17 protein-coding genes are annotated in these 20,141 nt (G+C 49.4%); 14 read left to right on the top strand and 3 right to left on the bottom strand.

What is annotated here, in order from left to right:
• Window positions 1-141 precede the first annotated feature (141 nt).
• Window positions 142-483: a zinc ribbon domain-containing protein YjdM gene (locus MKX74_RS24085; protein WP_341180042.1), complete on the top strand. Its 342-nt coding sequence runs from the start codon at window positions 142-144 to the stop codon at window positions 481-483.
• Window positions 484-811: 328 nt separating this feature from the next.
• Window positions 812-1,567 (top strand): hypothetical protein, encoded by a 756-nt coding sequence (locus MKX74_RS24080; protein ID WP_341180041.1) that lies wholly within the window; start codon window positions 812-814, stop codon window positions 1,565-1,567.
• A 78-nt stretch (window positions 1,568-1,645) separates the two neighbouring features.
• Here MKX74_RS24080 and MKX74_RS24075 read toward each other — a convergent pair whose 3' ends face one another.
• Together MKX74_RS24075 and MKX74_RS24070 are read right to left on the bottom strand one after the other, a co-directional pair.
• The gene (locus tag MKX74_RS24075) at window positions 1,646-2,140 is read right to left on the bottom strand and encodes a cell wall hydrolase (RefSeq protein WP_341180040.1); all 495 of its coding nucleotides are present in this window, start codon (window positions 2,138-2,140) and stop codon (window positions 1,646-1,648) included.
• Between the two features lie 229 nt (window positions 2,141-2,369).
• Complete coding sequence (locus tag MKX74_RS24070; RefSeq protein ID WP_341180039.1) at window positions 2,370-2,951, bottom strand: GbsR/MarR family transcriptional regulator; 582 nt, start codon at window positions 2,949-2,951, stop codon at window positions 2,370-2,372.
• 208 nt (window positions 2,952-3,159) lie between these two features.
• Here MKX74_RS24070 and MKX74_RS24065 point away from each other — a divergent pair, with 208 nt between their 5' ends.
• The 6 genes from MKX74_RS24065 (at window position 3,160) to MKX74_RS24040 (ending at window position 8,759) form a co-directional block, all read left to right on the top strand.
• Window positions 3,160-4,035: a carbohydrate ABC transporter permease gene (locus tag MKX74_RS24065; RefSeq protein ID WP_341180038.1), complete on the top strand. Its 876-nt coding sequence runs from the start codon at window positions 3,160-3,162 to the stop codon at window positions 4,033-4,035.
• Window positions 4,035-4,955 (top strand): carbohydrate ABC transporter permease, encoded by a 921-nt coding sequence (locus tag MKX74_RS24060; protein WP_018887880.1) that lies wholly within the window; start codon window positions 4,035-4,037, stop codon window positions 4,953-4,955. Before MKX74_RS24065 ends, MKX74_RS24060 begins: the two co-directional genes overlap by 1 nt.
• Before the next feature lie 75 nt (window positions 4,956-5,030).
• Window positions 5,031-6,413, top strand: a complete 1,383-nt coding sequence (locus tag MKX74_RS24055; RefSeq protein WP_341180037.1) for an ABC transporter substrate-binding protein — start codon at window positions 5,031-5,033, stop codon at window positions 6,411-6,413.
• A gap of 144 nt (window positions 6,414-6,557) precedes the next feature.
• Window positions 6,558-7,316, top strand: coding sequence for an HAD family hydrolase (locus MKX74_RS24050; protein WP_341180036.1), 759 nt, complete (start codon window positions 6,558-6,560; stop codon window positions 7,314-7,316).
• Window positions 7,317-7,320: 4 nt separating this feature from the next.
• Window positions 7,321-7,656, top strand: a complete 336-nt coding sequence (locus MKX74_RS24045; RefSeq protein ID WP_028590220.1) for a DMT family transporter — start codon at window positions 7,321-7,323, stop codon at window positions 7,654-7,656.
• Window positions 7,656-8,759, top strand: a complete 1,104-nt coding sequence (locus MKX74_RS24040) for a metallophosphoesterase family protein (protein WP_341180035.1) — start codon at window positions 7,656-7,658, stop codon at window positions 8,757-8,759. Before MKX74_RS24045 ends, MKX74_RS24040 begins: the two co-directional genes overlap by 1 nt.
• Before the next feature lie 168 nt (window positions 8,760-8,927).
• Here MKX74_RS24040 and MKX74_RS24035 read toward each other — a convergent pair whose 3' ends face one another.
• On the bottom strand, window positions 8,928-10,901 hold the full coding sequence (locus MKX74_RS24035; protein ID WP_341180034.1) for a methyl-accepting chemotaxis protein: 1,974 nt from the start codon (window positions 10,899-10,901) through the stop codon (window positions 8,928-8,930).
• 294 nt (window positions 10,902-11,195) lie between these two features.
• On the opposite strand from MKX74_RS24035, the gene MKX74_RS24030 reads away from it, so the two are divergent.
• The 6 genes from MKX74_RS24030 to MKX74_RS24005 all read left to right on the top strand — a co-directional run bounded on the left by MKX74_RS24030 (window position 11,196) and on the right by MKX74_RS24005 (window position 20,011).
• Complete coding sequence (locus tag MKX74_RS24030; protein WP_341180033.1) at window positions 11,196-12,962, top strand: sensor histidine kinase; 1,767 nt, start codon at window positions 11,196-11,198, stop codon at window positions 12,960-12,962.
• A complete protein-coding gene (locus MKX74_RS24025) occupies window positions 12,959-14,605 on the top strand; it encodes a response regulator (RefSeq protein ID WP_341180032.1) in 1,647 nt (548 codons plus the stop codon). The genes MKX74_RS24030 and MKX74_RS24025 overlap by 4 nt, the downstream gene beginning before the upstream one ends.
• Before the next feature lie 286 nt (window positions 14,606-14,891).
• On the top strand, window positions 14,892-16,520 hold the full coding sequence (locus MKX74_RS24020) for a sugar ABC transporter (RefSeq protein WP_445667334.1): 1,629 nt from the start codon (window positions 14,892-14,894) through the stop codon (window positions 16,518-16,520).
• Window positions 16,521-16,831: 311 nt separating this feature from the next.
• Entirely contained in the window at window positions 16,832-17,722 is an 891-nt protein-coding gene (locus MKX74_RS24015) for an ABC transporter permease (protein ID WP_018887195.1), read from the top strand.
• A gap of 307 nt (window positions 17,723-18,029) precedes the next feature.
• Window positions 18,030-18,908 carry a carbohydrate ABC transporter permease gene (locus MKX74_RS24010; RefSeq protein ID WP_018887196.1) on the top strand — a complete coding sequence of 293 codons (879 nt, stop codon included), beginning with the start codon at window positions 18,030-18,032 and terminating at the stop codon, window positions 18,906-18,908.
• Window positions 18,909-18,949: 41 nt separating this feature from the next.
• On the top strand, window positions 18,950-20,011 hold the full coding sequence (locus MKX74_RS24005) for a glycoside hydrolase family 53 protein (RefSeq protein ID WP_341180030.1): 1,062 nt from the start codon (window positions 18,950-18,952) through the stop codon (window positions 20,009-20,011).
• Window positions 20,012-20,141: the final 130 nt, after the last annotated feature.

Genomic DNA, 20,141 nt, shown 5'->3' with positions numbered 1-20,141 from the left:
GAACTCTTAAGAGAGTAGAGCGGACTGTCATTGCATCGTCAAGATACAGATTGTAGAATGGTTAGGTAGCATAATAGACAGGCCTGTAATGTCAGATGTTGTGCATGGCTGTTGAGATGAGAGATGGGGGAAGATAGAAAGATGATGGATTTACCGAATTGTCCTAAATGTAATTCAGCTTATACCTATGAGGATGGTAGCCTGCTGATCTGTCCGGAATGTGCTCATGAGTGGACTCCCGGTGCCGAGAATGAAGGTGCTGAGGAGCAGAAGGTTGTACGGGATGCCAATGGCAATGTATTGCAGGATGGAGACTCCGTGACCATTATTAAAGATCTGAAGGTTAAAGGCAGCTCCTCTGTCCTAAAGATCGGTACGAAGGTGAAGAGTGTCCGTCTGGTGGATGGGGATCATGATATTGATTGCAAAATTGATGGGTTCGGTGCCATGAAGCTGAAGTCCGAATTCGTGAAGAAAATCTAATCGTCGGTGACACTGCAGGAATTAGGCGAGGTAGGGAATGTATCATATAAATTAATTATGACGATAGGAAGCACAGGCATTTGGCCTGTGCTTTGTTGTGCTTTGTGAAAGTTAAGTTAGTTGTGTTAGATGATATCACACGTTCAAATGGTGAAGGCAGCGACTTGAGCTGATATTGTGAAGCAGACAGACAGCTTGTTAACATAAATTTAACTTTATTTTAAAATGTTGTCATTCACATGTCATTCTTCTTCTTTGTGGTTTTGGTATAATTTTTCCAGATCGAATTATGAAAAATGCTAACTAGTCAGGAGAGGAGATTATTGTGTTGATAAGAAAAGTAGGCGCAGCCTTCGTGCTTGGCGCTATCATGCTGTCGGGGTGCAGCTCACAAGAGGTGGCCCCAATTGCACCAGAGCCAGAAGAGTCCCCCAGCAAGCACGTGTCGATGCAACTGGAGCAAGAGAAGCATGACGAATGGATAGCGGCTTCTGCAGATGGACAAGTAAAATTGTATGCCAAGAAGGACACGGGGCATGCAATCGAAGGGGTAACGCTGGAGATCAATGGAGTACAAAAGGAATGGGATTGGCAGATTCCCAATACAGGAACTGACCCCCAGGTATTCTATACGGATCTTACAGGAGATGGTCAAGAGGAAGCTGTCATCATCATCCAGACCGGACGAGGGACAGGGCTGAGCCTCTATGAGATTCATGTGGTGGATGCCAAGGACGCTACCGAGATCCAGGTACAGGGCTATGAGGATATTGTTGCGGAACAGATTGAATCGCATGTAACCCAACAAGCCGATGGTACATTAGGGATTAGAGTAAAGACGCAAGGCCAGGAATACAAGCTCGAATATCCACTAGATGCTGAAACAACGGTCGATCAAGAGGAGCTTTACTTCGGTGGTGTTGTGCTCTATTCCTTAGAGGGGCAGTCAATCAAGCTGTATATACCGGGCTCTGTCGGCGTATCCCCCATGTATGTGTGTGATATTAACGTCGTATATAAGTTCGATGATGCCAAGAATCAATTCGTAGTGGATCAGATCGAAGTGAAGCCTGTCGAGTCCTAATATGGCTAATAACATATGCCAACACGGCCTTAGTCTCAAGTATCGGGGACTAAGGCCGTCTCTATTATTACGTACTTCTTAATTCACAATGTAATCAAAGAACATATGCGCACCAATCGAGATTTTTGAGCTAATCTGGACCGTGCTTCCCCCAGGGAACTTATAATAGAGCTTCCCGTTCTGGGTGTAGCTCAGCTCTTCGAATCTCTTGTTTGTGTTGTAGAAGCATTTTGCGGCGATCGGATTGGCAGAGCTGCTAAGATTGGAGGCCAGATTTACGATGTTCTTCCAGGCTGCGCTGCTGGTATCAGGCCGAAGACAATGAGCAAGGTTGGGATCATTATCGTTAAAGCAGCTGAAGGCATACGGATGAAGCACAACCGCCTCAATCGTGTTGAGATTTTTGAATTCGTTGTAAATCTTGTTGCTTTTACGATTCGAAATGACATAGGCTACACCTACGCGAGAAGCGGAGTCACCTCGGGTCTCTCCATAGAGTGTTCTGGCCAACAGATCCACGCTGTCGCGTCCTTTAAGCTGAGATTTCGAAGTTAATGCATCACCAATTGCCATGATTATTCCCCCTCTTTGAATCTGGAGCGTCTAGTAGAGACGTTCACTATATAAGGAGATTTGTGAGAGGGAATTACAACTAATTTGCCTAGAGGTATACATATAGATTTCACGGTAAATGCACAAAATGCAAAAAAGCCCGCATGCACTATGTAGCACTCGGGCCTGGACAAGAAGTTCGGCAAGCCAGTCTTGCGTGATATGACGGCAGCCTATACGCCTGTACATATTAGTCCTCTGTAGGACGTTCCTGCTTCACAGATTCACCTTCGAAAAAATCACCCTTACGCAGTCGATCCACAAAGCCCTGCAACCATTTGTAATATTGCTCGGCTTGCTCAAGCTTGTGTAAATCTTGCAAAGCCGTCTCACGCTCCGTGGAAGACGTCTCTCTCGACAGAATGAATTCAATCAGCTCTGGCTTGACCTGCTGGAGACTGTGCGTCATGACATCCACCTCTCGTTGAAGCTTATCCCCGAAGAAATTTTGAAATGTCAGGTAGAAGTTAGTCTCAGCTACATACAGGTCCTTCCGTTCCTTCTTCTCCTCCAGCTTATAGATCATTTGGGATTCAGTCAGGGCACGCACGGCATAGCTCATGTTGCTCTTGCTCATCTGCATGGCTTCTTTCATTTCTTCGAGGGTCATCGGTCGATCCTCAAAATACATAATCCCGTATAGCTGGCCAAACGTATGGTTCACGCCATACAAATCCATCGTGCTCGCAATCGCTTCAATCATTTCTGTACGATGCTTCTGTGTAGTACTTAGCCCGGAGTTATCCGGTGTCAAGGCCTTTTGATCCTTCATAAGGTCACCTCGAGGGGGGAGTTAGCAGGCATACTGCAATATTTGGGAAAAAATTTTTACATGGACACCCGTTATTTTAACATAAGTCAGGCTTACATTTATCAAAAGCATCGTACAATCATTTTTGTACACAAGAAAAAAAGTCATCCAACACAGCCGATTAACTTGTTGGTAACAGAAAAGTTAAAACTTAAGGACGTGATTGAATATGAAAGTAAGGCTGATGAAGGAGACGGAGGCTGTAATGTTCACTCTGCCGGCGCTTCTTCCATTGCTGCTATTCTGGCTGTGGCCGCTGGGTTACATCGTATACCTAAGCTTGACATCGTGGGATTTCATGAGTCCCGACAAGCTGTTCGTCGGTTGGGAGAACTATCAATATTTATTTACGAGCTCGGATTTCTATCAGGCCTTGCGGGTAACGCTGCTATTCGGGCTTGGCAGTGTCATTCCGACGATGGTAGGTGGGCTTGGGCTAGCATTGCTCATGAACCAAAAGATGAAGGGCGGAAGCCTGTTCCGAATGCTGCTTTTCTCACCATGGGTTACCCCGACAGTAGCTGTGTCCATTGCGTGGTCCTGGATCTTTGAGCCAGAGGTAGGTCTGGCCAATCTGTTATTGGGCTGGTTCGGTGCTTCTCCTATTAGCTGGCTTCGTGATGGAGATTGGGCGCTAGTCGCTGTACTAATTGTTACTCTGTGGAAATCCATTGGTTGGTGTATGGTGTTCTATCTCGTGGCCCTGCGTAATCTTCCGGCAGACTTGCTGGAGGCGGCAGGCATTGATGGGGCTGGCTGGTGGGACAAATTCAGAGCCATTATCCTGCCACTGATCTCGCCTACGACCTTCTTCTTGTCTATCATTCTGACAATTCAATCCCTGCAGGCCTATGACCAGATTAACGTGATGACTCAAGGTGGACCGGCAGGGGCAACCCGGACATTGCTCTATATGTACTATCAATCCGCATTCGAATCCTTCAATGTAGGTGAGGCTTCGGCTATTGCGGTAGTAATTATTCTGATCTGCGTACTCCTGTCAGGAATCTCCTTCCTGCTGGGTAGACGCCTGGTGCACTACTGATGAACATGACCGTGATTCCTAAAAAATTACCGAAGCAGGCGCCGAGCCAAGCGACAGGTCGTCCGCGGAAGCTGGCTTGGTTCAACCGGGAGCGGCTTCTGAATCTTCTACGTTATATCCTGCTGGCGGCGGTCAGTCTTGCAATGGCCTTTCCATTCTATTGGATGGTCACCAGTGGCTTCAAGACGAATGATGAGATTTGGCAGTTCCCGCCAACCTTTTGGCCACAGGAATTCCGATGGAGCAACTATCTGGATGCCTGGCATGCGGCTCCGTTCGCTCGTTATATGTTGAATAGCATCGGCGTGGCTGCTGCGATCTGTGTACTACAAGTGATCAACTCCAGCATGATGGCTTATGCCCTTACGCATATGCAATTCCGTCTGAAGGGTCTGCTGACAGGTATCGTGCTGCTCGGATATATGATTCCGAGCACGGCAGTCTACCTGCCGAGCTACCTGATATTAAGCAAGCTGCAGCTGCTGGATACCTATACAGGACTGATTTTGTCCAACTGTGTCAGTGTATTCTCGATTTTCCTGATCCGCCAAGCCTTCCTTCAGGTATCGCATGAGCTTGTTGAGGCGGGGCAATTGGACGGGGCCTCACATTTCCGAATTTTGTGGACGATTGTGGCGCCGCTGATTCGCTCGACTTTTGCGGTAATGGTCCTGATCACATTCATCGAGCAGTACAACAACTACTTCTGGCCCATGCTGATTACGAAGGACCCAAATCTTCAGCTCGTGTCAGCGGGCTTACGAAGCTTCTTCGTTGAGGGTGGAGCCTATGGGCTGGCCTGGCCGCAGATTATGGCTGCTGGAGCCTTCACGATTGCGCCGCTGCTGCTGCTCTTCGTATTCACCCAGAAGACGATTATGGAGAGCGTTAATATCACGGCAGGCGTGAACAAGAATTAAGTCGTAACAGGCACGAGCAAGAATGAAGTGTATTCGCGAAGTATCAATTTCAATTCACATAGGGGGATATTATTCATGAAGTGGAATCATCTGTATAGCAACATGCGCACCATGTGGTCACAGCAATGGAAGAGAGGTACGTCGCTGGTGCTGGCTTCGAGCTTTGCCCTGCTTACAGCGTGTGGCAGTGCTTCTACAGCAGGAACTTCTGATACAGCAACAAACAGTAGTCCGTCGAATGCGCCGGCAGCAGCACAAGCTCCGGTAGAGATCGAGTTCTGGTATGGTCTTGGGGGCAACCTGGGCGACAATATGAAGAAGATGATCGACAACTTCAACAGCTCGCAAGATAAAGTTGTGGTAAAGGGTATCGTACAGGCCGACTATACGGAGACCGAGCAGAAGCTTCAGGCAGCTATTGCATCGGGCAAAGTACCTGCTGCCGTGCTTGGCTCCAACGTGGATTGGGCGCGCAAAGGCTACTATGCTTCGGTGGATGACCTGATTGCCGCCGATCCTGAATTTAATAAAGAGGATTACGTACAGACCTTCCTGCAGCAGGGTCAAGTGGACGGAAAGCAATATTTCCTACCCATGTATGGAACGACACAAGTGATGTACTACCGTATGGACACCCTGAAGGAGCATGGCATTGATCCTGCCACCCTGACGACTTGGGAAGCCCTGGCTGACGCTGCAGCCAAGATGACCAAGCAGGAGAATGGAAAAACCACATTCTATGGCTGGGAGCCAATGTGGGGCAAGGATAACATGATTGATGCTGTATTTAGCAAAGGTGGCCAAATCCTTAGTGATGATGGCAAGACCGTGATGATTGATTCCCCGGAATGGGTGGAGACTTGGGAGCTGTTCCGCAAATGGATTCATGAGGATAAGATCATGGGCATCCAATACGGCGGACAAGGCTGGGAATATTGGTATAAGACGATTGATGATGTCTTGAAGAACAAAGCAGCAGGCTATACAGGCTCCAGTGGTGATCAGGGAGATCTGGACTTCAGCATCGTAGCTGCAATGGAACAGCCGGGCTGGGAAGGTATCGGAGAAGGTAAGCCAGTGGCAGAAGCACGTATGGCAGGGATTTTGGCAAAAGCAAGCCCAGAGCAGCAGCAAGCAGCCTTCGAATGGCTGACGTATTTCTCTGAAGCTTCCAACACGGCTCAATGGTCGATGAACACAGGTTACATTGCAGTTAGACAATCTGCGCAGGAAGATCCAGCCTTCAAGGAATTCAGCGCAAAGAATCCACAGATTACAGTACCACTGCAACAGGCTGCTCATGGCTCATCGCCATTCCAGGACCCTACAGGCGGTAAGATTAACGAAGCGTTGAAGGATGCGGCAGACGAAGTGCAGATCAAAAATGTACCAGCGGCTGAAGCATTGAAGAAAGCAAAAGAAAAGGCACAGAAAGAGCTGGATCGTCTGAATAAGTAAATAAGCAAGCAAGGTAAAGCAAGCAAGTCCATATGTAATTTATAGCAAGCGTAAAATACATGAGCCAGCCATCGGTGATGCGATATGGAGCACATATTGCTTAGCTGATGGCTGCTTGTGACGGATGGGGAAGGAGTGCGGTACATGTCGAAGCTGATAATCCCTGGTGCTCCAGCACCAGTAGAGGCAGTGTTGTTCGATAAGGATGGCACATTGCTGGATTTCACATATCTCTGGGGCCATTGGACTGATGTCGTGCTGACTTGCTTTCAGGAGGAGTTGGCCCGCCAAGGACGGCTACTCGCTGCGGAAGCACTCCCTGCAATCTGGGGAACAGAGCACGATGAACAGGGGCGGGTGATCGGTTATGATGCTCGCGGGCCGCTTGCGATGGGCAGCATGGGAGAAGTAGAGGCTGTGCTCACATGGCATGGCTATCGAGCTGGCGTATCCTGGGCCGAGGCGAAGCTGATGGTGTCACAGAGCTTGAACCATGCAGAACTGGAGCTGGAGCGCACTCGCCCTGTCAGGCTGATGCCGGGTGCCCGCGAATTTCTGGAGCATTGCCGGAAGGCACGGATTCCCATGGGTGTTGTAACAGCGGACGAGACCCGTCAGGCAGAGCGACACTTGAGCTGGTTGGGAATCAAGGAGTACTTCGAGGTCATTATCGGCAATGATCAGGTGGAGCGGGGCAAACCGTTTCCTGATATGGTGCTACTTGCCTGCGAACGAATGAAGGTAGCGGCGGAGCGCGCACTTGTTATCGGGGACACGGACGGCGATATGAAGATGGGAATTCAGGCTGGTGTACTATGGAAGGTTGGAATTGGGGAACCTGAGCGATTGTCGCTGGCGGACGCCAGCATTCATTCATTTATTGAGCTAATGGAAGGCGACTAACAGGATGACAAATCAAAATTATATTGGCTGGGGCCTGCTTGCTCTGGCGATTGCACTGGAAATCAGCGGCACGATCATGATGAAGCTGTCAGGCGGTTTTACACGGCTATGGCCATCGGTGCTGATGTTTGTCTGTTATGGTGCAAGCTTTACGATGCTGAACTTCGCCGTGAAGCATATACCTCTCGGTGTAGCTTATGCAATCTGGTCAGGGGTAGGTATTACGCTGATCGGTCTTTTTGATCATTTTGTATTTGGCGAACGAATAAGAGCAATGTCTCTGGTATGGATGGGATTCATTCTGATTGGGGTCATCGGATTGAAATGGGGGAATTCTTGATGAAGGACGAAACAGCAATTCACTATGCAAGCAACCAGAGTAACAACCAGAATAACAACCAAATCAGTACAAGTGAGAGCGAGCAGCTGGACCTGCTCTCTGGTGAGCAGGAGGGTTCTCGACAAGTGAAGCCATTGGCAACGTTCCAGGTTATTACGGACACCCATGTCACGGAGGAGCCACAGCATATTCATAATCTTCATTTGGAGCGTGCACTAACGGACCTGCTCTCCTTCAGCGAGGGAAGCAGTGGGATTATGCATATTGGAGATGTAACGGATCATGGGAGACTGGGGGAGTATCACGAGCTGCATCGAATCCTGAAGCCCTACCGGACGCTCCTGCCACCTATTCGGTATACGCTGGGCAATCATGACGTGGGAATAGGGCTGGTGGACGAGCCCCCGGCCCATCTGCTAAGTATGAGCAGTCAGGAGATTCATGCATGGGTGCAGGAAGCAATGACGAAGAGTGCCAAGGCACCTATGCAGGAAGAGCAGCTTGGCGACTTCTGGGAGAAGCGGCTTGGTATGTTCATGAAGGCTACAGATTCGCAGGCACCGTATCATGATCATTGGATCGATGGGTATCATTTCATATTCCTGGGCACAGAGCAGCCGCATCCCAAGGATTGTGAGATGAGCAGCACACAGCTGCAATGGCTGGAGACGACGCTGGCCGAGAAGGCTGTACCGAATCGCCCGATCTTTGTCTTCCTGCATCAGCCACTGTTGAATACAGTAGCTGGCTCTATGGAGGAGCAGGGCTGGTACGGTGTCAAGCAGGATGCGGAGCTGAAGGCTGTGCTGAATCGCTATCCACAGGTGATGCTGTTCACGGGACATACCCATTGGACGCTGGATAACGAGCGTACCCGCTATGGTAACGATCAGCAACAGCCTAGCATGTTCAATGCAGCCTCGGTAGCCTATCTCTGGACGGATGAGGATGAATATCTGGAAGGAAGCCAAGGCTTACATGTGGAGATCTATGAGGATCGTGTAGTCGTACGTGGCCGGGATTTTGTGCAGGGCTGCTGGCTTGAGGGAGTCGAGTACACGGTGAGTTACCCCGTTAGCCACGAGGTAGAACCAACTCTCTAGAGCATTGAGCTTGAAGTATGGGAATAACGGCTTGTTGCCGCCTAATGGTGACAGACCAAAGGTCGAGAACGAGGAGAAGCTTTCCTCGTATCTCGACCTTTTTTGGGTTAGTTCGTGTTGGTGATCGGCTGTGTTGCTGATAGCTTAAGAATGATGGATTTATTGCTGCTACAGCTTGAACCTCGCTACAAGCTGCTGTAGATCATTTGCCATACTGGAGAGCTCCTGTGAGGCCGAAGAAATCTCCTCCATGGCAGCGATCTGCTGCTGAGCTGCTGCCGAAGTATTCTGTGCGCTATCCGAGGAATGTCTGGACAATGTAGCCAGCTCCGCTACCGTTGCAGATACTTGCTCTGTGCTGGCAGAGATCTGCTCAGCCACGGCGGATATGCCTTGAATTTGATCGACAATATTTTTGGTAAAGCTCTCGATGCTGCTGAATACCTCAGCTGCCTTGCCGCTGATCTTGAGCCCTTCATCAACTTGGCTGCTCACATCTCCGTTCATCTTCGTGGTGGAGGCGCTGATCAGCTCGAACATTTTGTCCAGTGTGGCACGGATGTCCTCGGCAGTCCGCTTGGACTGCTCTGAGAGCTGACCTACCTCGGCGGCTACGACGGCGAAGCCTTTACCATGCTGCCCAGCTCTGGCTGCTTCAATGGAAGCGTTCAGGGACAATAGATTCGTCTGCTTGGCAATATCCGCAATATCGGTGTTCATTTTACCAGCCTCTGCCGACAGGTCAGACAGCTCAGTAATCATACGCGAGGATTCCTGGATCGCTGTGAGAATACGTTGCATCTGCGTCCGTACCTCGTTCACGGTCAGGCTTCCTATATTTACTGCTTGGGCAGTATCTTGAGCAGCATCGACGATGCTATTCGCGGACTCTGCGATGTTCGCTACGCCACGGGCCATCTCTTCTACCGCCTGAGCTGTCTGCTCGGAGGAGGACGCACTGCTGGCAGCTGTCTCTGCGGCCTGGGCAATCGTCTCCGTTACACGCTGCACCGAATTCGTGGTCTGCTCTGTACTCTCCTGTATTTTCTGAGAGGAGGTGCTAAGCTTATCGGAGGTCAGTGTCAGCTCCGTAACCATCGTTTGTAGAGCAATGGTCATTTGGTCAAAATCTTCGGCAAGTACGCCAAGCTCGTGCTTGCTCTTCAGGTTCACACGAGTGGAGAGATTTCCGTCACGCACACGGCGAGTAGCGAGCTGCAACTGCTTCAAAGGCAACAGGAAGGCACGCAGGATCAGGAAAATGACGACACTGGCCAGCATGACGGAGATCACAAGAACCGTTACACTGACGTTGAGGATGGGCTTGGCAGCTTGGCTGAAATCACCATGCCCGATGATCGCAACATAATTCCAGCCTGTTAACGGGTCCACACCCGTGTAGATCTCCAGGGCACCGCCCATATAGGGAATTGTATGTACATTGAACCCTAGCTCTCCATTCTCATCCAGAGTCGATTCAGTCTGCGAATCCACGATGTCGAGCATTTTCCCACCTAGGCTTACGGCACCGGATTTGGCGGCTGAACCTGCCGCAGCGAGCACCGTCTTGTTCCGGTCCATAATGACCATGTTGCCGTCACCACCAATGTGAACGTTGGCTAATTGCTCGGCTAGCGGCTTCAGGTCCTGAATCACGGTCAGCACGCCTCTGCCATCGGGGAGCTGTTTGGAGAATGCCACAAGTAACTGGCCAGTCGCCTCATCTGTATACACATCTGAAATAAACACATCACCCTTGCGATCCATGCCACCGGTGTACCAGGCTGCCGCAAGAGGATCGAAATTCGGATCGTTACTAACAGGAGCTTTGACAAAATCACCATCTGCATTAGCCAAGACGATCGAACTCAGATGGGCACGGGTCGCTAACAGTTGATTAAAAGTGTCCTGAACCCTCTGCTTGTCTGCGTTTATGGAGGCGGAATTAAATTGAAGAGCTGTAGTATTGAGATCATCAAGTGTAGAGCGAACATCCTGGTTCACAGTCTTGCCGACCAGACTCATAATCTGCGGTATGGCCGATGACATTTTGTTGCGCACCTCTTCCTTGGCACTCTGATAGGAGAAATAACCAATGAATGCACTAGGAAGAATTAGCACAGCAATAAATGCAGCAATCATTCGGGTTCTTAGAAGTAAGGTTTCTTTTTTGATTCGTTTTAAGACTGCTGAGATATGTCCCCTCTTTTTCAACAAGACCACTTCTTTCTATAAACTTTAGGATGTATATTATGTCGTCAAATGCTGGGAATAAATAAAGTTAATTTTCGAAAAAAAATGAAATTTACATAAAATTCATAAAACATCTTATATATTTCAAAATTGCCCTATATGGCAAATCCCAAGGACGTTATAATAGGCGAGATGAGCTTTGTTAATTCATAACTAAGGTGCGTGGATCATGGTGAACATCCGATGGTGAAGATCAATTTCTATACCAAATTCGTAACGATATTAGTAATTATGCTGATTCCCGTAATGGTGCTTTATTTTTATTCCAACAAAACGACCACCGATGTCCTTAGCGAGGAGCTGGACAAGTCCAATCTGGCGCAGCTGGCGTTCTTCCAGAGTCAGGTGAACACCCAGATTGAGCTGGTCTCCTCCTGGCCTAACCTGCTGATGCATGATCCAGACATCTCCAGCTTTCAGGATATTTATCTGGAGGATGACTATCTGAATCTAGACACCATTAATCTGGTCAAGCGAATCCAGACCAAGCTGAGCATTCAGGAGAATTCCTCCAATTGGAAAGCGAGTCTGAGCATCTATTCTCCTTCCCTGAATCGTGTAGTGTCCGAGCGTGATGCGCGGGAGCTTGATCGAGAGGAGCTGGAAGCAGTCATTCATCCAGGCTGGAAGATTGAGCCCTACGAAGTGAATGGTGAGAACCAATATACCTTCTCGTTCTTCTCATCGACTCCATATGCCGTGCAGATTCGCCCCGATGAGGTGCAGATGGTCATTAAGGTGGAGTTCGATAGCAGCAACATCCAGGGCATGCTGGATGGCTTCAAAAATGATGGTGGACAGGAGCCGTTCTACTACAAGCAGGGGACGGGGGTCATCTTGAATCGCACAGCCGATCAGGAGCTGACGAACAAGCTGATTCAGGAGCTATCCCATGAGAAACTGCAGGAGATGGAGAATCGCACGGTGCATGTTGATGGGAATACGTATCGTGTGAACATCGTCTTGTCCAAGCTGACAGGCTGGTATTTGATTGACTACTCGCCACTGTCAGATATTTTGGAGCCGATCCACAAGTCCAATCAGCTGTTCTATGGTTCAGTAGGAGGGCTACTGCTGCTAAGCTTTCTTGCGGCGTACATGCTGTATTCACAGGTACAGGTGCCGATCCGGCAGCTGGTACGTGGTTTTCATCGCCTTATGCAGGAGGATTATTCCGTGCGAATGAAGGTGAAGGGGCAGAATGAATTCAGCTTCGTGGCCCTTCGCTTCAACATGATGGTGGAGCAGATTCAGCAGCTGTTCGAGAAGGTGTATGTGGAGAAAATTCACGTGCGCGAGGCCAGACTCAAGCAGCTGCAATCGCAGATTAACCCGCATTTCTTCTATAACTGCTTCTCCTTCATTACGTCGATGGCCAAGCTGAAGAATCATGAAGCGGTCATCGCCATGTCTCACCATCTGTCCCGTTATTACAGGTATACGACGAGACAGGAGCGAGATATGGTATCGCTACAGGAGGAGATTGCCTTCACAGCGCACTATCTGGAGATTCAGACGATGCGGATGAAGCGACTTCAGTACAAGATCGAGCTACCCAGAGACATGGAGAAACTGCAGGTGCCGCCGTTACTGATCCAGCCTTTTGTAGAAAATGCGGTCATCCATGGGATTGAGCCCTCTTCCGCTGAGGGGTTGATCGAATTGTCGGCTGAGCATCGCGATCAGGATATCCTCATTCATATTGACGATAATGGCACAGGCTTGAGTGAAGAAGCGTTGCACAATCTTGCATCTAGACTTGTCCAGCCGATGGACGAGCATATGGGGTGTGGGGTATGGAATGTGTATCAGCGAATGCGGCTGCGTTTTGGCAGCTCATCCACGCTGTCCTTTTCCCATTCGCCCCTGGGAGGTCTGCGAGTGACAATACATTGGAGCTTGAATGATTCAGACTCAGATTCAGAGCAAGGGAGGCATACCATATTATGATTCATGTATTGCTGGTAGATGATGAGAGCTATGTGACGGAGAGTCTGGCACAGACCCTGCCGTGGGAGGAATGCGGTGTCAGTACGGTCTATCAGGCAGCCTCGGCTCAGGAAGCACTGACGATTATGGAGGAGCAGGATGTGGACATTCTGGTCACGGATATTCGCATGCCGGGTATGGACGGACTGGAGCTGATTGAGGAGGTAGCCAGCCGTTGGCCGAATGTCCGCTCTATGGTGCTGACAGGACACTCCGATTTCGAATATGCCAAGAAGGCAATCCAGCTTCAGGCGTTCGATTACGTCCTGAAGCCGGTGAATGATGAGGAGTTCCTCGTTAGTCTGGGCGGTGCGATCGAGTCCTTGAAGGATGAGTGGGAGGCCTTCGATAAAATGCACAAGATGCACTACAACCGCAAATCGGATTTTACGGTACTGCGGGCACATCTGATGCATGATCTGGTGCTGGGACGTCAACTGTCTCCCAAGACGATTCAAGACAAGCTGCAGGCGTATGAAATTCCATTTCAAATCGACACGCCAACGGTGATGCTGTTGATCCAGCCAGACCGTTATTTCAGCACGATGGACCACCACTCGCTCTCACTTATGGAGTATGCGATTGGCAACATTGCCGAGGAGGTATTCGCAGAGACGTTCCAAGTGCTGCATTGCACGGCTCCTCATGACTGTCTGATGCTTGTCGCGCAGCTGAAGGAGGTTCGGCAAGAGCATGAGCAGCTGGATGATCGCTACAGGAAATCACGCAGGGAGCTGCTGCAACGCAATGTGGAGAGCTTCCAGCGCAATGTGAGCAATTATCTGAAAGGGCATATCTCCATTACGGTTACTCGCTGGTTCACCTTTCCGCAAGGTATACCGGATGCCTACAAGTCGGGATTAAGCTCGATCTACCAGGATGAGCACGCCATGACAGAGATGGGGGCCGTTATGTATCTGGAGGATGGACAAGGATCGACGGCCAGCTCTGTCCGCTCTCTGGAGGGCTTGTATAGGCCACCTGCACTGATTCATCTGCTGGAATCCAAGCAGTGGGATAGCGCTCGTGCCAAGCTGGAGCAGGTGTACGCCGATATGGAGCAGGAGTCATTTTCCAGGGAGCACCTTTATGAGGTATTCTTGTCCGTGACCAATGCGTTCATGTACATTGCGCATAAGCAGGGACGCTTGTTCTATCAATTGAATCAGAGCGGTATTGATCCGATGATCAGTCAAGGGACGCTCAGATCCCTCCCTCAGTTAAGGGAGTGGTCACTGTCTGTCCTGGATTCTCTGGAATCCGACCTGTCAGAGAATGAGCAGCATACGAAGAGCTATGTCATCAAGCAGGTACAGGATCTGATCTTCCACGATCAGGGTCAGGAGCTGTCTGTTAAGACACTGGCTGATCAGGTGTACCTGCATCCCGTGTACCTGTCCAAAATCTATAAAGCCGAGACTGGAGAAGGCCTCGGGGATTACATTATTCGAATGCGGATGGAGAAGGCCCTCTACCTGCTCAAGCATACGAATAAGAAAATCTATGAAATTACGACAGAACTGGGATATCAGAATCCGCAGTATTTCAGCAAAATGTTCAAAAAGCACTATGGTATGACACCAAATGAGTTCCGTGACCAATAGGGGCGAAGCAGGCGGAGCTGTGTCGGGAATAGGAGGAGCCTGTCTGGAATAAAAGAAATCTGTCTGGAGCAGAGTGAACTGTGTCTTAATATGAAGACTCATTCTGCACCAGAACTCAAGATGTTGCTAAAGGTGCAGAAATCTTAATTATGTGTCATAGGCTGTCGTCTTCGTCCGACCTATAATGAAAGGGTAATCATTTTGATATTGAGGGGGAAGAGCATTGAGAGCGAAATGGACCAAAAAGAGATGGATATCGCTCCTCGCCATTACAGCATCCTTGAGTATGCTACTGGCAGGTTGTTCGGGATCAAATAACGGAGCTAATAGTGCTGACACGAGCTCGTCAGCTCTTGAAAACGAATACAAAGAAAAGTACGATCCTGAAGTGACCGTTACTACAGCATGGGGGATCGACCCGGCATTGGAGTTCAAGAACGGTGAGAGCATTGAGGACAGTGTAGCCACCAAGTGGGCGAAGGAGAAATTCGGCATTAACATCAAGTCTCTCTGGTCTGTCACCGACACGAATAGCGCATTCGCAACGAAGCTGCGTCTGGCGATGTCCTCAGGACAAGAAATGCCGGAGGTCGTGACCATTGGAACAGCTGACAACCTGCTGGCACAGGATCTGATCGATTCTGGCATGTATCAGGAGGTCGGCCCGCTGTTCGACAAGTTCGCATCTGATAATTGGAAGAAAGCCATGGAGCAAGATCCGAATGTATGGAATCAATACAGCCGTGATGGCAAGCGCATGGGTATTCCAGTGCTGGATTACGCGTACAACCATGACTATGTACTGTGGATTCGTCAGGATTGGCTGGATAAGCTAAATATGAAGGCGCCAACGACCATTGCAGAACTGGAGCAGGTCATGGAGGCATTCAAGAACAACAACCCTGACGGTCTGGCACCTGCCAAGGTCGTACCGCTGAGCATCGGCTTCAAGACCTCCATGAATACATGGATGGGTGATCCTTCCTGGGTATTCGGTGCTTACGGTACACTGCCGCAGCAATGGAATCTTGGAGCGGATGGTAAGCTGGAATACGGCTCCATTAATCCAGGTATGAAGGATGGTCTCGTGAAGCTGAACGAGTGGCTGACGAAGGGCTATATTCCCCAAGAGGCTGCACTTTGGGATGAGAATAAGACATCAGAGCCTGCTATTGCTGGTACCGCTGGAATGATTCCAGGACCATACTGGATGAGCGGCTGGCCACTGCAGGATACGGTCAAGAATGTGCCGGGTGCTGTATGGAAGCCTATCGCAATTCCGGCTGGACCTGATGGCAAGGCGATGCGTCACGGCACGCAGTTCACGAACGGTGTGACATTGATCAAGAAGGATATGGCACACCCAGAAGCATTCTTCACGTATCAGAACTACCTGTTCGACAACTATGCGAACCCGGAGCCAGGCAGCGAGTATGATAACGGTCTGTTCGCAGGCTACGACTACCAGCTCGATGCGGAAGGCAAGCAAATGCCAATTGACAAGATCGATGGTGGATACGTCAATGCTGTGCGTTACCTGCTCGTTCGGGACGGTGCTCGTATTCCTGATGCACAGATGAAGGCACTCATTAATCTGGCCGAAGGCAAGGAGCCTGTAACGAAGCTGGAGAAGGACGTGGCGGTGAACTATGGTAAGGAGACTCCTGCGGCTGCTCAAATCCTGATGAGCCAAGAGGATATTTCCTTCAAGAACATGTTCACTGGCCCTACTACTCAGACCATGAAATCCAAGCTGGATTATCTGAATAAGATTGAGAATCAGACCTTCAACGAAATTATCTATGGTAAGAACCCGGTAGATGCCTTTGACACGTTCGTACAGACCTGGAAAGCAGGCGGAGGCGATCAAATCACCGAGGAAGTTAACACATGGTATGATGGCGTGAAGAAATAAACGGTTAGTACAAGCAATGACGTCAGGCTGAGGCTTGCTCAATCCAACGTCTGTCTGTAGCTCCGCTCTTTGATTAGAGTGGGGCTACAGCTTTTTTTTGTCCAAAATACAGCAGCTGATTTATGAGCATTTCGCATCATGTATTGAATGATTTCCAACTTACAGTAGCAGGTGCAGCATCCTTGCGGAAAGAGGTTGCTTTTGTGCCATTTATATTGCTTTTATGTGCTGTTTGGCGCTCTGGGACGGTTGATATAATCGCATTATAGGAAGCTTGATGGAAGCTTGAGAAGAACTACAGGGGGACTAAGATGAAAACCTTAAAGAAAACCTGGCCATTTCACGTCATGCTGCTGCCGGCCGTTGTATTTTTGATCATATTCAATTACATCCCGATGGGCGGGATCGTAATGGCGTTCCAGAACTATAAGCCCTGGCTCGGTATTTCTGGCTCGGAATGGGTAGGATTGGACAACTTCCGTTACCTGTTCGAGCGTGAAGACAGCTTGCAGGTCATCTGGAATACCGCGATTATTGCTGTGCTTAAGCTGTTCTTTAATCTGTTCGTTCCGTTCATATTTGCAATTCTGCTGAATGAAGTCCGCAAGGTATACCTGCAACGGACGGTGCAGACACTGGTCTATTTGCCTCACTTTCTGTCCTGGGTTATCTTGGGCGGCATCTTGATAGATCTGCTGGCCACAGATGGCCTGGTCAACCGGGTACTCGGCATGTTCGGAGCTGGCCCGATCTTTTTCCTGGGTGATAATGATTGGTTCCGCTTTACAGTGATTCTGACCGATGTCTGGAAGGAATTTGGCTATAATACGATCGTTTTCCTGGCGGCACTTGCGGGGATTAACCCGGCTCTGTACGAAGCAGCCGAGATTGACGGCGCTGGCCGGTGGAAGCAGACGCTGCACATTACGGTGCCTTCGCTTGTTCCGATGTTGATGGTAGTAGGTACACTGGCTCTCGGTAACGTGCTGAATGCAGGCTTTGACCAGATATTCAACCTGTATAACCCGCTTGTATATAAGACAGGAGACATCCTTGATACATTTGTGTACCGGACAGCGATTGTGAGCGGTGAAATGGGCTTTGCTACGGCGATTGGCTTGTTCAAGTCCATAATCAGCATGGTGCTAATCCTGATCTCCTACAGGCTTGCTTACAAATGGGCTGGATATCGTATCTTCTAACTGCTGCCAATTACAGTATGAAATGAGGCTCAAATCAAAATATCAGTGGTTGACTGTTAGCAGGGTGCAGAGCGGAGGGGCTGAGGATTTCTGAAGAAACGTAGTGGTCGCTAAAAGCTTTCTGGAAGAAAGCTGCTTCGGAAGCATAAGCTTAAGCCAGATTTCAACAGTAGACTTGGTCCAATTCAGAAATCAGGCTTGAACAGTGATCGCAAGAAACCTCAGCACCCGTAGCAGCTCATCGCCCGCCAATCAACCACTAATTAGGGCTTGGAGCCTGACATGAATCAAGAAAAGAGGGAGAACCGTGTATCATAAAACATTACCATACCGCGTATTCAGCATTTTCAATACTATCTTCCTGATTACTCTGGCGATTATGTGCATCATTCCGCTGGTGCACGTGCTGGCGGTGTCCTTCAGTGCGAAGTCAGCGGCTGACGCCAATATGGTTAACCTGTGGCCGGTAGGCTTCTCGCTGGAATCCTACAAAAAGACGATGAATAATCCTGTCTTCCTGAATTCTATCGGAATCTCGATTATGCGTACGATCATCGGGACTGCGCTTACCCTGCTCCTCACGTTTTTGGCAGCGTACCCGCTGTCCAAAGAGAATTCGGTGTTCAAAGGAAGAAATGTATACTCCTGGATATTCGTATTCACTATGATTTTTAACGGAGGCTTGGTTCCGTTCTATATCGTCATTCAGAAGCTGAATTTGATGGATAATTTCCTTGTGCTGGTGCTTCCGGGAGCGGTCAACACGTTTCTGGTCATTCTGATGCTGAATTTCTTCCGTGGTATTCCAAATGAATTGGAGGAGGCTGCGCTGATTGATGGAGCAGGTCATTTCCGAACCTTGTTCAGCATCTATCTGCCGATCTCCCTGCCTTCGATTGCGACGATTGCACTGTTCAGCATGGTATTCCATTGGAATTCCTGGTTCGATGGCCTGCTCTATATGAACAATGCCAACAACTTCCCGCTCGCGACGTTCCTGCAGACCGTCATCATTCAACGTGATATGAGTTCAATGAGCGTGAACCCGATCGAAATGGAAATGATCTCGCAAAATACGGTCAAAGCCGCTCAGATCTTCATTGGCAGTGCACCGATTCTGATCGTCTACCCATTCCTGCAGCGCTTCTTCGTAAAAGGGATGACATTGGGCTCGGTTAAAGGTTAATAGATGAAGTAACTATAACAAGCTGGAGTGGGGGAGTAGTGGTGGGCTATAAGTACAAGCCTTTCATTCAAGGGATGGATGTGTCCTTTATGGATGAAATCGAGCAGCATGGTGGGCACTATTATGATGAGCATGGCAGAGCGCAGGATTTGCTTGCCATACTTAAGGATAATCATGTGAATGCCGTACGTCTACGGATCTGGAATGATCCGCAGGGCGGCTTCTGCAACCTGGAACGTACCGTAGCTGTAGCTAAGCGAATCAAGGAGCAGGGCATGCAGTTCCTGCTGGACTTCCACTACTCAGACCGCTGGGCAGATCCAGCCAACCAATGGAAGCCAGCCGCGTGGGAGAAGCTGTCCTATGAGGAGCTACAACGCGCTGTGTGTATGTATACCGCAGATGTGCTGCGTGAGCTGCAGGAGCATGATGCTCTCCCCTATATGGTACAGATCGGGAATGAAATTACGCCTGGCATGCTGTGGGGTGAAGGGCGCGTCGATGGGGAGCATAATACGGATGAGCAGTGGGAGCAATTCGCGGGACTTGTGAAATATGGGATCGCTGCCGTCAAGTCCGTAGACCCGGACATTCAAGTGATGATTCATATTGATCGTGGCGGGGATGCTGCGGCCAGCCGTCAGTTCTATGACCGCTTTGAAGCGCTTGGTGTCGAGTACGATACAATAGGCCTGTCCTTCTATCCTTGGTGGCATGGTACACTCGAAGCCTTGCGGGATAACATGAATGAGCTCGCGGAGCGTTATCGTAAAGACATTATCGTTGTAGAAACCGCTTATCCGTGGACGCTGGAGCAGCTCATGGATCATGAATGGATCTTCAATCAGGAGGAGCAGCTTCTGCCGGGCTACCCAGCTACAGTAGAAGGACAACGCCATTACCTGGAAGATCTGCTACGTATCATTCGTGAAGTCCCAGACAATCGTGGAGTAGGCTTCTACTATTGGGAGCCTGCCTGGATTCCATCCAAGTCTGAATGGTCCGTTGGTCATCCGAACAATTGGGGGAACCTTACGATGTTCGATTTCAAGGGACGCAAGCTGGATTCGTTCTCTGCACTGCTGCCGGTCTATTCACTCTGACTTGTGTCACTAGCCATTCAGCAAGTACATAACGAGCGGCAGCCGATACAGGCTGCTGCTTGCAGCTGTATTGACGGACTGACTCCATCAGTAGCAGGTAGAGGGGCATTCCCTACGCGTCAGATATGTC

Source organism: Paenibacillus sp. FSL K6-1230, from assembly GCF_038002385.1.
In the GTDB taxonomy this organism is placed as follows: Bacteria; Bacillota; Bacilli; order Paenibacillales; family Paenibacillaceae; genus Paenibacillus; species Paenibacillus massiliensis.
Note: the sequence above shows the minus strand (reverse complement) of the source record. Positions and strands in the feature narration are given on the sequence as shown.